The organism is Actinoallomurus acaciae, assembly GCF_042429965.1.
GTDB classification, from domain to species: domain Bacteria; phylum Actinomycetota; class Actinomycetes; order Streptosporangiales; family Streptosporangiaceae; genus Actinoallomurus; species Actinoallomurus acaciae.
Map to the genome: position 1 here is coordinate 1 of NZ_JBHLZP010000047.1, position 12323 is coordinate 12323.

Consider the following 12323-nt stretch of genomic DNA (forward strand, 5'->3'; position numbering starts at 1 on the left):
GCGCGGGTGCCCGGGTCGGGACGGCCGATCGGCACGGACGCGCCGGACGCGGCGGGGTCGCACTCGCCGAGCGTGGAGTTCACCGTCGCCTCGGTCGGCCCGTACGCGTTGAACATCCGCCGCCCCGCGCCCCAGCGGGCGACGAGCTCAGGTGAGACGCGCTCGGTGCCGGCGAGCAGGATGCCGGGCGGCAGGTCGAGGCCGGCCGGCATCGCCGCGAGCAGCGCGGGCGGGAGGATCATGAAGTTGACCGCGTTCGCCCATGCGTACTCGGTCAGCTCCGGGCCGGGCACCCGGCGTTCGGCCGGGACGACCACGAGCCGCCCGCCGGACAGCAGCGCCAGGCACAGGTCCCAGAACGCGACGTCGAAGCTCGGCGAGGCGAACTGGAGCACGCGGATGCCCGCGTCGGCGCCGAACCGCTCCCGCTGGGTGGAGACGAGCTTGGCGACTCCGGTGTGGGAGAGCTGGACGCCCTTGGGCCGGCCGGTCGAGCCGGAGGTGTAGATGACGTACGCGGCGTTCAGGATGTGTGGGGCGACCGTGGGCACGGTGTCCGGCAGGCTCCGCAGCTCGTTCTGGAGGCCGGGAGCGTCGAGGGCCACGAGTGGGACCGCTCCGAACGCGGACGCGTCGGCCTCGGTGGCCACCGCGCAGACCGGCCCCGCGTCATCGAGCATGTAGGCGATCCGCTCGGCGGGGTGGTCGAGGTCGAGCGGCAGGTACGCCGCCCCCGTCTTGAGCACCGCGACCTCGGCCACGATGAGGTCCGCAGACCGGGGCACCGCCAGCGCCACCACGCGTTCGGGGCCGGCGCCGCGGGCCACCAGCGCGTGCGCGAGGCGGTTGGCCCTGCGGTCGAGCTCGCGGTAGGTCAGCGTGACGTCCTCGTACACCACCGCCACCGCGTCCGGCGCGCGGCGGACCTGCTCCCCGAACAGGTCGGGAAAGGAGGCGTGCGGAACGGTGCAGGGGCCGCCGTCCCAGGACTCGCTCGTCCACATCGTCCGTGCAGCTCCCCAGGCTCGCCGATCGTGGCCGGAGCGAATCCCGGCCGACCGAGATGACACTAAGGTAAGGCTTACCTAAGTACAAGGTATCCGTGGCGGATTGTCCGGTGACCTCGGCCTCACTCGCCGGCGGTCGTGCGCCGTTCGTCGCGGGCGCCGCCCGGCACCGGTTCCGGCATGTGGTGACGGCTGATCGGGATCACCAGGGGGGTGCCGCTGACCGGGTCGGTCGTCACCTGGCAGCGCAGGCCGAAGACGTCCTCGACCATCGCGGCCGTGATGACGTCGGCCGGGTCGCCCTCGGCCACGATCCGGCCCGCCTTCATGGCCACCACGTGGTCGGCGTACCGGCAGGCCTGGTTGAGGTCGTGCAGGACCATGACGATGGTCCTGCCATCACGCCGGTTGAGGTCGGTGATCAGGTCGAGGACGTCGATCTGGTGGGCCATGTCGAGGTACGTCGTCGGCTCGTCGAGCAGCAGCACGCGGGTGCCCTGGGCCATCGCCATCGCGATCCAGGCGCGCTGCCGCTGACCGCCCGACAGCTCGTCGACGCAGCGGTCGGCCAGGTCGGTGATGTCGGTGGCGGCCAGCGCGGCGTACACGGCGCTCTCGTCGGCCTTGGACCACTGCCGCCACCAGGTCTGGTGCGGAGAGCGGCCGCGGTTGACCAGGTCGAGCACTGTCAGGCCGTCCGGGGCGACCGGCCCCTGAGGCAGAATGCCGAGCCGCTGGGCCAGTTCCCGGGTCGGGATCGACCGCAGGGCGCGCCCGTCGAGGTGCACCGCGCCGGACTGCGGGGCGAGCAGCCGCGCGAGCGCGCGCAGCAGGGTCGACTTGCCGCACGCGTTGGCGCCGACGACGGCCGTGATCCGGCCGGGCGGGACGGCCAGGTCCAGGCCGGTCACAACGGGTTCACCGTCGTAGGCCAGGCTCAGGTTCTGCGCGCGCAGGTCGGGAGCGGGGTCGTCCATGCGTTCAGCCTCCTGAACCGGCGCGGTTGGCGCGGATGAGCAGCCAGAGCAGCACGGGCGCGCCGAGGACACCGGTGACGATGCCGACGGGAAGCTCCGTGCTCGGGATGAGGGTGCGGGCGACCAGGTCCGAGCCGACCACGACCAGTCCCCCGGTCACCGCCGAGGTGATGGGCGGCGGCCAGGCCGTGCCCGCGAGCCGCTGAGCGATCTGCGGCGCCATCAGCGACACGAACGCGACCGGCCCCGCGGCGGCCGTGCCGAAGGCGATGAGGCCGACGCCCGTCAGCATCAGCCCCAGGCGCACCCACTGCACGGACGTGCCCAGCCCGCCCGCGACGTCGTCGCCGAGCTGGAGGGTGCGCATCAGCCGGCCGAGCCCCAGCGCCGCGGGCACCAGCACCACCATGGCGAGCGCCAGCGGCACCGTCTGGTCCCAGTCGCGGCCGTTGAGGTTGCCGACGAGCCAGCCGAGCGCGGCCTGGGCCTGGAACTGCCCGCCGCGGGCGACCAGGTAGTCGGTCGCGCTCGAGCACATCCACGACACTCCGATACCGACCAAGATGATGCGGTATCCGGTCGTGCCGCGACGCCAGGCCAGCACGTACACCAGCAGCGCGCTGGCCAGCCCGCCGAGCAGGCCGAGCGTCTGCAGTCCCAGCCCGCCGTCCCAGCCGAACATGATGGCGGCGACGACCGCCGTGCCGGAGCCCTCGGTCAGCCCGATCACGTCCGGGCTGGCCATCGGATTACGGGTCATGGTCTGGAAGAGCGCACCGGACAGGGCGAAGGCGATGCCGACGAGCAGGCCGGCGGCGACACGCGGCAGCCGCAGCTCCCGTACGACCACGACGTCACCCGGGTTCCCGGTGCCGGCCAGGGCCTTGACCACATCGGGCAGGCCGATGGAGAAGTCGCCGACCGACAGGCTCACGCAGACGACCAGCGCCGTCAGCACGGTGACGCCCAGGCACACCGCGATCAGCCGGGGACGCAACAGGCCGGAGACCGGGAGAAGCGTCAGCCGGAAGTACCGGGGAACCGGCGCGCCGGACGTGGTCACGACTCACACCTCCGCGAGACGGCGACGACGAACCATCGCGATGAAGAACGGCCCCCCGAGGAAGGCGATCAGCACACCCGCCTGGATCTCGATCGGACGGTCGACCATCCGGCCGACGATGTCGGCGGCCAGCAGGATGATCGGGGCGATCAGCGCCGACAGCGGCAGCAGCCAGCGGTGGTCCGGCCCGACGCCGGCCCACTGGGCCAGCACGCGTGCGACGTGCGGCACCACCAGGCCGAGGAAGACGATCGGGCCGATCACGGCCACCGCGGCACCCGTCAGCAGCGTCACGGCGGTCACCCCCTGGAGCCGGACGATGCCGAGCCGGCGCCCCAGGGCCGCCGCGACGTCCTCACCGAGCGCCAGGCTGTTGAGGGCCGGAGCACAGGTCAGCGCGAGGACCGCGCCCACGCCGACGAACGGCAGGACGTCCAGGACGGCGCCGCCGTTCTGGTCGGCGAGCGAGCCGGCCGACCAGAACCGGTACCGGTTGAGCGCGTCGGTGTCGGTGAGCACGATCGCGCTGGTGACCGAGGACAGCAGCGCGCTCACCGCCACGCCCGCCAGCGCGAGCTTCACCGGGGTCAGACCCGACCTGCCGAGCCGGCCGAGAAGGTAGACGGCCACGCTGGTCAGCAGCGCCCCGGCGAAGGAGAACCAGATGTAGCCGTACAGGGAGCCCAGACCGAAGACGCCGACGGCGATCACGACCCCGAACCCGCCGCCGGCGGTCACCCCCAGCAGCCCGGGGTCGGCGAGCGGGTTGCGGGTCAGCGCCTGCATCAGCGCGCCGGACAGGCCGAGCGCCAGGCCCGCCAGCAGCCCCAGCGCGGTGCGCGGGACCCGGACGGACCAGATCACGTTGTGCACCACCGTGCTCTCATGCCGCCCCGTGAGCGCGCCGGCGACCTGACCGAACGGCACGTTCAGCGCGCCGAGGGCCAGCGACAGCAGGCAGAGCAGAGCCAGGCAGCCGGCGAGCCCGGTCAGCAGGAGAACAGGCCGCCGGAGCCTGCCGCGTGCCACCCCGGTCACTGCGCGGGCTGCTCGACCTTGGTCGCCGGATCACCGTCGACCGCCGCCTTGAGCTGGGGCGCCAGCCGGTCGAGCAGGTAGGGCAGGCTGAGCACCGTCTCGAAGGAGTAGGACACGCCGTACGGGGTGTCCTCCCCGACCAGGACCTCCCGGCCCTGTTTGACGACGTTCAGGTCGGCGTAGAGCTTGTCCGCGTGCAGCGTGGGCGCGTCCTTGGCCACGTTGGAGACGGACCAGACGATGACCTGCTGGTCGAGCAGGTCGGTGCGCTCCTTGCTGATGTTGGCGCCGAACTGGTCGCCGATCAGCTTGTCCAGGTCGGTGGGCAGCCGGAAGCCGAGCGAGGTGAGCGTCCGCGACCGGGGGTCCTGGCTGCCGTAGACGAAATAGCCCTCGTACGGGGTGCCCGAGACGGCGGTCTTGCCCTCGAACTCGGGGTTGGCCTTACGGACCGCGGCGAACTTGGCCTGGACGCCCGCGACCAGTGTGTCGGCCTGCTTCTCCTTGCCGAGCGCCTGGCCGATCGTCTTCGTCTGCACGTCCCACGGGACACCGAAGTCGTTGTACTGCTTCGGCTGCGCCACCACGGGCGCGAGCTTGGAAAGGGTCTCGTACTGCTTCTTCGTCAAACCCCCGTACACGGCGAGGATCAGGTCCGGGCGCAGGGCCGCGATCTTCTCGACCTGCGGGCCCGTGCCGGTGTCCTTCAGCACGGTCGGCAGCGGGGCGCCGTGCAGGTAGCCGGTGGCCCAGGGCCCGATCGCGCCGGGGAACCCGCCGAACCACTCGGTGGTGCCGACCGGCACCTTGCCGAGCGCCAGCATGGCGTCCTGGTCGGTCAGCCCCACCGTGACGACCCGCTTCGGCTCCGCCTTGATGGTCGTCGTGCCGAACTTGTGGGCGATGGTCACCGGGAAGGCCGCACCGGCCGCGGAGGATCGCGACGCCGGCGTGGTCGCCTTACCGGACCCGCACCCTGCCGCCATCAAGCCGACGAACAGGGCAACGGCGAGCACATGCCGGAGGCGTAGACGCATGGGGGGTTCCTTCGCTCAACGATCTCCCGCCCATCGCGTCACGGCCACAGACGGAGGAGGCCTCTTAACTTAGGTGAGCCTAGCCTAAGTGCCACTAGGAGAACAGGGGGCACCCCCCGCACGGCATTCGCCCCGGCGGCATACCGGCTCCTCTCGGATGCGACAGGCCCGGCCGAAAGGCCTTTGACGGCGGCCCGGCCCGCGTGCGAGGAGCCGCGGAGCGGATCCACCGGACCAAAGACCCGGTTCGTCATCGACGGGTCCGGAGGGGATATGCCCGACGAATGTACACCTCCAGCATGTCGAGCAAAGGATCGCACTTTACGATAATGTGCTGACTTTCGCCCGGTAGCGGATCAGCAGGTGGCGGAGGTGAATGGCGTGACATTCGTGGCACGCTCGGCGGAACGGCGGGATGCGACCGTTGCCGCGATGCGGGCGGCGATGATCGCCCACGTGCCCGGCTACTCCACGATCGAGGACAAGTACTGCGTCGATCTGGACAGCGAACTGCACCACGCCGTACGCCTTGTCGTTGAGATGTCCATGACCGACGAGCCGATCTCGGATAAGCACATGAGCTTCTTCCGGGATATCGGCCGCGAGCGTGGCGCGAAAATGTTTCCGATCGCCGACCTCCGGGCCGGGCTCAAGGTGGCATATCTGGCCGGCCTCCGCGACATCTATTCCATGGTCGACTCCGCCAACCATTCCGAGATAATGCAGCTCGCGGAATACACGACACGCGAGCATCCACGCATCCTGGAGGCGACCGAGCCGGCCTACACGGCCGCCCAGCGTGAACTCGGCGACAAGGAGCGGGCGCGTGCGCTCGTGCTGAACCATCTCCTGGCGGGCAGGCCGGCGGACGGCGTGGTGGCGGCGGCCGGCATCACTCTGCCGGCGGGATACCTGGTCGTGTCGTGCCGGCTGGAACCGCCCTCCGACGCGGCGACCCGCGACGAGATCCTCGCCGCCGCATTCGGCTCCCGGCCCGGCGCCCTCTGGCGGGCGGAGCCGCGTGGGCTGCTGGTGCTCCTTCCGGTCGACCGCGATCCACTCGCGGCGCGCGCGGTCGCCGCCGACCTCATGAACGAGCTGTCGGACGCCGCCGACCGGCCCGTGAAGGCGGCCGAGGCCTACGCCGCCGACCTCACGGCGGTCCCCACCGCCTTCGCCGAGGCACAGCAGGCCGTCCGGCTGGTGGCCGCCATACCGGACGCGCAGAACCGTCCGTACCGGATGGACGAGCTGCTGGTCGAGCTGGCCATCGCGGGGCAGCCCTCCATACGGCAGCGGCTCGCCGACCAGCTGACGCCGTTGCGGAACGGCACGGAGCTCCAGCACACGATCGAGGTGCTGTTCGAGTGCGGCCTGGACCGCGAACGCACGGCGCGGCGGCTGTTCATCCACCGCCGCACCCTCACCTACCGGATCCAGCGGGTCCGGGAGCTGACGGGCCTGGACCCGGGCACGGCCCACGGGATACAGGTGTTGCGGAGCGCGCTCACCGCCGCCCGCCTCCCCGAGGCCACGGCCGAGGGCTGATCGGCCGATACGGCGCATTACCCGACCGGGAAAAGGACCCGGTGCGGTCTTTGCGCGATCGGGAAATGAGCGACGGGTTCCGGCCGAGCGCGTTTCGCTTCCTGTCAGGATCTCTTCGCCGCCCGCGAGGGGTGGCATTTCATGACAGGAGCCGTACGTGAGTCAGCCCTATCAGCACGCACCGCCGCCGAAGGACCATCGGGTCGCGCCGAACAACGGCGGCCTTCCGGCACCCGCCGCCGCTCAGCTGAAACGCCGTGATCCGCCCGGCGTCCGGTATTGCCATGCGCGCGGTGAATCGGCGCGGCTCAACCCCCGCCGCTCGACCGGCGCGGGCATGGCATTGCGCTCCGTGCTGTTCGGAACGATAACGCTTGGCACCTGGGTCAAGCTCGGTGGGCGCATTCGCGGCGTGCGGGAGGCCGCCGGGCTGCGCCCCTCCCGCAGCGGGGGCATGGGCCTCCTGGTGGAGATCGCCCGATGAGCCGGTACGACAGATCGTGTTCTCGCCATCGGCGGCCGGCTGCCGTACCAGACCTCCTCGGCTCACCCGCCGCCATTCGAAATAACAACGACTGCGGATCTCACCAATGACATATCCCTCCGGACCCGATAACCCCGGAAACGCCCCGTCTCAGGGCCACCAGCCCCCTTATCCCCCACAGCCGTATCCCGCGCCTGGAGGGCAACAGGCGGCGTTTCCTCCCGATGCCGCCTCGCACCGGGCCGCCAACGACCAGATGAACGGTCTCGCGGTCGGCAGCCTGATCACCGGACTGCTGGGATGCGTCTCGTTCGTGGGCCTGATTCTCGGCATCATCGCACTCCGCCAGATCGGGCGGCGCGGTGGCCGCGGCCGCGGGATGGCGATCGCCGGTATCGCCCTGTTCTGCGCCTGGACCGTGATCGGCATCGCCGGCTACGTGTTCTCCAGCGGCGCCAAGACGGCCGCCGCGCCCGAGGTCACACGGCCCAGCCCCACCCGGACCGCCCCGACGAAGATCGACGTCCGGAAGATGCGCGTCGGCCAATGCATCAACGACGCCTCCACGGACGCGGCCGAGAACGTCAAGGTGGTCCCGTGCGACCAGCCCCACGACATGGAGGTGCTGGCCAACCAGAACCTGCACGGCCTGATCCTGCCGACCGACGACCAGATACAACAACAGGCGCGGCTGCTGTGCCGGAAGCTCGTCGGCGCCAAGATCGACCGGGATCCGGCGGCCGACGTGCTCGCGATCACCAACTACCATCCGTCGGCGCAGGGATGGCGGCACGGGGATCACCTCGTCACCTGCCTCGTCTCGCACGCCACGGAGGGGAAGAAGCTGAGCCGCCCGCTCAAGGCCGCCTGAGCGCCGGATCCGGCCGGGAGTGCCCGGCGGGCCATCGGGCGGGTGGCAGAAGACGGGTGGCAGAAGAATCGACGACGAGAGACGCCCCAGCGCCGGAATGACCGTTCCGGACGGCTGGGGCGGCGAGGTCGGCTACGGCGTCGCCTCGATGGTCCGCGAACGGGGCGCCGCGCTCACCGCCGGCCGCGGGCCCCGCGGCCGGCCTCCTTCCCGACCGGATGATCGGCCGTTACCTCACCGGACGCCTGCCCGACGGCGACTCCGTCATCCCGCACGAGGACGTCGTGCGAGGCGGCCTGACCGCGCTCGGGCCCTGGTCCAGAACGGCGGATGATGCGGCGTGCGAGACGTTGGAACGGCGCCTCGATGTAGCGGTAGGTCGTGGCGCTGACCATGATCAGAACGGCCGTGAAGATGGCGAGCCGGATCGCGTCGTCGTGGTCGGGGGTGCCGCCGAACTGGTCGGAGAGCATGAGCAGGACGGGGTGGAGCAGATAGAGCGAGAAGCTGATCGTGCCCAGGCCGGTCAGCCACGCCGGGATGCGGTGGCGGCGTAGCGCCCATCCCGCCGCGAAGGTGACGGCCGCCAGCAGGACCGAACCGGTCCAGTAGACGGCGAACGCGTCCGCCTGCGCTTTGGACATGGTGACCTGGGCGTGCAGGATTCCGGCCACGATGGCGCCGATCAGCACCAGACCCGCGGACAGCGCCGCGGTACGCCGGGGGATCTGGCGGTGTTCGGCGCGGTACAGGGCGGTGCCGGTGAACATCACCGCGAGGATCACCAGGCCCTGCCAGGGGCCGATCCGGCCGTTGACGCTGACCAGGACGAGCGCCAGGACGCCGCCGGTGACGGCGCCGCCGATTCTGAGCGCCGGCCGGGCCGAGACGGTCATGGTGATGGCGGTCGCCATGACCAGGGTGGCGAGCGCGACGATCGGGCCCGTACCGACGGTCCTGGACAGCACGGCGATCGGCAGCACACCACCGGCCACCACCGCGGCGGCGGCCAGCGTGACGGCGATCGGCGCGGATCTCCGGTGTGTGCGGGTGACGAACAGGGCGACGACGAGCAGGTAGAACAGCATCTCGTACGAGAGCGTCCAGAGAACGTTGATCACGTTCGGTACGGCGAGGACGTCCTGGAGCATGGTCAGGTGCGCCAGGACGGCGGTGGCCGGCCGGTAGTTCTCCAGCCCGGCGCGGAGTCCCCGGGCGCCGAGCAGGAACGGCAGCACCATGATCGCGCACGCGGTCGTCAGCAGAGGGTAGATGCGCAGCAGCCTGCTGATCCAGAAGCTGCGGACCTGTCCGTGCCGTTCGAGGGACGCGGGAATGATGTAGCCGCTGATCAGAAAGAACACCAGAACGCCGTACGTGCCGGGGTCGAACCAGTTGACCAGGCCGGCCCGCCATCGTGGCGTGTAGTAGTACGTGGCGTGGTGCAGCGCGACCACCAGTGCCGCGATTCCCCGCAGCAGGTCCAGCCAGGCCAGGCGCGTTCGCGGGCCGGCGGCTCTGGGCACAGGGGGATCGGCCGTGCCGGCGGGTGCCTGCCGCGAGGGATGGACACGAAAGCGGAGAGGTCGCATGGAAGACGTCAATCAGTGAGGGTTGGCGGTCAGAAGGTCGCTGAGCAGGTCATCGAGGCTGATCAGTCCCATGAAGGGATTCTCCGGGGTGGCGACGACGGCGAGTTGGGCGCGGGCGGCGCGCATGGCGGTGAGTGCGGCCAGGACGGTGCTGTCGGGGGCGAGGGTGGGGACCGGATGAGTGATGTCCGTGGCGCGCCGGCCGGGGCCGGTGATGGCGTCACGGACATGGAGCACGCCCTCGATGTGAGCGTCGGCGCGAACGAGAAGGCGGGTGTGTCCGTGGGCGGCGGACGCGTCGCGGATCTGGGCGCTGGTGGCCTCGGCCGGGACGGTCGTGACCTCGGCGGCGGGGACGAGGAGGTGCGTGATGGTCGCCTCGTACATGGTGATCGCCCGGTCGAGCAGGTCGTACTCGGGCCGGCCGATCAGGCCGAGGCGGCGCGACTCGGTGATCAGATGGGACAGGCGCTGCGGGTCGGCGTGAGCGTCGGCCTCGGCCTGCGGCCGGACCCGGGCCAGCCGGAGCAGAGCCGTGGTCACGCCGTTGAGCGCGGCCAGCGCCGGCCGGGCGATCCGGGCGAAGCCGCGGAAGGGGATGGCGAGGATGAGGGCGGACCGCTCGGGATGGCTGATGGCCCAGGACTTGGGCGCCATCTCGCCGACGACCATGTGCAGGAACGTCACGACGGCCAGGGCGACGGTGAAGGCGATGCCGTGACGCCAGGCCTCCGGCGTCCCGAGGAGCTCCAGCGGCGGGTCGAGGACGTGCTCAAACGCCGGTTCGGTGACGGCGCCGAGGCCCAGGGAGCACATGGTGATGCCGAGTTGGGCACCGGCCAGCATGAGGGACAGTTCGTCGATCGCGGCGACGGCGGTCCGCGCCGGGCGGCTGCCGCGGGCGGCGGCCCGTTCCAGCCGCCGCCGTCTCGCGGCCACCATGGCGAACTCCGCGGCGACGAAGAACGCGTTCCCGGCCAGCAGCAGGAGCGTGACGACGAAGGAGGTCATCAGGTTCACGACCGGTCTCGTCCCCGATCCTCTGCCCGCTGGGGAATGCGCCGCAGCAGGATCGTGCGGGCGACGCGCCGGCGCACGCCGAGGACCTCGACCTCGGCGCGTCCGGGCGAGCCGGACTCGGGGTCGAGGTCGACCTCGATGCGGTCCCCGGCCTGCGGCAGCCGGCCGATTCGGGCCATGACCAGCCCGCTGATGCTGTCGTAGGCGGGATCGGTGGGCAGCGCGAGCCCGGTCAGGTCACGGACCTGGGCGATCCGTGTCGCGGCGTTCAGCGTCCACGCCCCTTCGGCGGCGGCGGGGACCGCCGGTACGGCGTCGTTCTCGTCGGCGATGTCTCCGACGAGTTCTTCGGCGATGTCCTCGAAGGTGAGGATGCCGGCGAGCCCTCCGTACTCGTCGACGACGCAGGCGAACTCCTCACCGGCCTCCCGCATCCGCGCGATGACGCTGTGGAGGGGCAGGGTGTCGGGGACGAGCAGCGCCGGGCGTACGAGGTCGGCGATCGGCTCGTCGGGCGACGCGAGCTTGGTGATCTCCCTTACTCCGGCGATTCCGACGACGTCGTCGGTGCCGCGGCCGTAGACCGGATAGTTCGTGTGTCCCGCCGTGGCGATCAGGTCCGTGACGCGGGCGACCGTGGTGGCGGCGGACACGAGGACCACGTCGGGCCGCGGCACCATGACCTCTGCCGCGGTCCGCTCGCCAAAGGTGAGCGCGCGTTCCAGCAGTGCGGACAGGTCCGCCGGCAGCGAGCCCGACCGGTGGGACTCGCCGATGATGTCGCCGAGTTCGGTCAGGGTGGCCCCGTGGTGCAGCTCCTCCACCGGTTCGACGCCCACGGCGCGCAGCAGCCGGGTCGCCGCGGCGTCGAACAGCCGGATCAGCGGCCCGGCGACCCTCAGGTAGGCCAGCGTCGAGGGGGTCAGGAACTTCGCCAGCGACTCGGCGCGCGCGAGCGCGAGGTTCTTGGGCAACAGCTCGCCCAGCACCATCTGCACCACGGTGGCCAGGACGAAACCGGCGGCCACGGCGACGGGCTCGGCCCCGGGGACGCCGATGCCGTCCAGCAAGGGCCTGACCAGCGCGGACGTCGCCGGTTCGGCGATGAACCCGACCACCAGGGCGGTGACGGTGATGCCCAGCTGGGCGCCGGACAGCGTGAACGACAGCCGTCCCATGGCGGCCAGGGCGCGCCGCGCCCGTACGTCCCCGCGCTGGGCGGCCGCGTCGAGCCGGGCCCGGTCCGCGGCGACGAACGCGAACTCCTGCGCCACGAAGTAGCCCGTCGCGACGGTCAGAGCCAGGACCGCGGCGACGCCGGCCAGCGCGCTCAGCACGACCCGCAGCCGGGGCTACGGCGAGAAGGGTCCGACGACGCGGACACCACGATCCCTTCGATAGAAGCCGGTGGCCGGAGCGAGCTCGCAATTTGCCCGCATTTTACCTTTGTGCACCTTACGCCCTGATCATGCGTCGGGCCGGGCCGGATCCGGACGATGAGCGACCTCCGGTTCTTCCAGTGCCGTGGCCTGGAGGTCGTCACGCCGCATGCCGTTCATCTCGGTCTTGAAGATCCGCAGGGATCGGCCGAGGGAACGGGCCGCGGTCGGAAGACGGCCGGCGCCGAACAACAGCACGAAGACCAAACCGACGATCAGCCAGTGCCATGGAGCCAGTTCGCCCATC

Annotated in this window: 12 protein-coding genes; 3 read left to right on the plus strand and 9 right to left on the minus strand. The window is 71.2% G+C overall.

Annotation, left to right across the window (positions count from 1 at the left end; genetic code table 11):
- The 5 genes from ACFFNX_RS09225 to ACFFNX_RS09245 form a co-directional block, all read right to left on the minus strand.
- Positions 1 to 1004: AMP-binding protein (locus tag ACFFNX_RS09225; RefSeq protein ID WP_378198059.1), on the minus strand; the 1004-nt coding region annotated here is incomplete at its 3' end.
- A 125-nt stretch (positions 1005 to 1129) separates the two neighbouring features.
- Positions 1130 to 1984 (minus strand): ABC transporter ATP-binding protein, encoded by an 855-nt coding sequence (locus ACFFNX_RS09230; RefSeq protein ID WP_378198061.1) that lies wholly within the window; start codon positions 1982 to 1984, stop codon positions 1130 to 1132.
- Between the two features lie 4 nt (positions 1985 to 1988).
- Positions 1989 to 3047: a FecCD family ABC transporter permease gene (locus tag ACFFNX_RS09235; RefSeq protein WP_378198063.1), complete on the minus strand. Its 1059-nt coding sequence runs from the start codon at positions 3045 to 3047 to the stop codon at positions 1989 to 1991.
- A 3-nt stretch (positions 3048 to 3050) separates the two neighbouring features.
- Positions 3051 to 4085 carry a FecCD family ABC transporter permease gene (locus ACFFNX_RS09240; protein ID WP_378198064.1) on the minus strand — a complete coding sequence of 345 codons (1035 nt, stop codon included), beginning with the start codon at positions 4083 to 4085 and terminating at the stop codon, positions 3051 to 3053.
- Positions 4082 to 5122, minus strand: a complete 1041-nt coding sequence (locus tag ACFFNX_RS09245) for an iron-siderophore ABC transporter substrate-binding protein (protein WP_378198066.1) — start codon at positions 5120 to 5122, stop codon at positions 4082 to 4084. The genes ACFFNX_RS09240 and ACFFNX_RS09245 overlap by 4 nt, the downstream gene beginning before the upstream one ends.
- A gap of 381 nt (positions 5123 to 5503) precedes the next feature.
- Between ACFFNX_RS09245 and ACFFNX_RS09250 the strand changes: the two genes are divergently transcribed.
- From ACFFNX_RS09250 to ACFFNX_RS09260, 3 genes are all read left to right on the plus strand, one after another.
- Positions 5504 to 6670 carry a PucR family transcriptional regulator gene (locus ACFFNX_RS09250; protein WP_378198068.1) on the plus strand — a complete coding sequence of 389 codons (1167 nt, stop codon included), beginning with the start codon at positions 5504 to 5506 and terminating at the stop codon, positions 6668 to 6670.
- 157 nt (positions 6671 to 6827) lie between these two features.
- The gene (locus ACFFNX_RS09255) at positions 6828 to 7154 is read left to right on the plus strand and encodes a hypothetical protein (RefSeq protein WP_378198070.1); all 327 of its coding nucleotides are present in this window, start codon (positions 6828 to 6830) and stop codon (positions 7152 to 7154) included.
- 256 nt (positions 7155 to 7410) lie between these two features.
- Positions 7411 to 8025, plus strand: a complete 615-nt coding sequence (locus ACFFNX_RS09260; RefSeq protein WP_378198072.1) for a DUF4190 domain-containing protein — start codon at positions 7411 to 7413, stop codon at positions 8023 to 8025.
- 173 nt (positions 8026 to 8198) lie between these two features.
- On the opposite strand, the gene ACFFNX_RS09265 is transcribed toward ACFFNX_RS09260, so the two are convergent.
- From ACFFNX_RS09265 to tatA, 4 genes are all read right to left on the minus strand, one after another.
- Complete coding sequence (locus ACFFNX_RS09265) at positions 8199 to 9551, minus strand: acyltransferase family protein (protein ID WP_378198074.1); 1353 nt, start codon at positions 9549 to 9551, stop codon at positions 8199 to 8201.
- A gap of 78 nt (positions 9552 to 9629) precedes the next feature.
- Positions 9630 to 10628: a hemolysin family protein gene (locus ACFFNX_RS09270; RefSeq protein ID WP_378198106.1), complete on the minus strand. Its 999-nt coding sequence runs from the start codon at positions 10626 to 10628 to the stop codon at positions 9630 to 9632.
- Positions 10629 to 10633: 5 nt separating this feature from the next.
- Positions 10634 to 11974, minus strand: a complete 1341-nt coding sequence (locus ACFFNX_RS09275) for a hemolysin family protein (RefSeq protein WP_378198076.1) — start codon at positions 11972 to 11974, stop codon at positions 10634 to 10636.
- A 129-nt stretch (positions 11975 to 12103) separates the two neighbouring features.
- Positions 12104 to 12322, minus strand: coding sequence for a Sec-independent protein translocase subunit TatA (gene tatA / locus ACFFNX_RS09280; protein ID WP_378198078.1), 219 nt, complete (start codon positions 12320 to 12322; stop codon positions 12104 to 12106).
- Between the last annotated feature and the right edge of the window lies 1 nt (position 12323).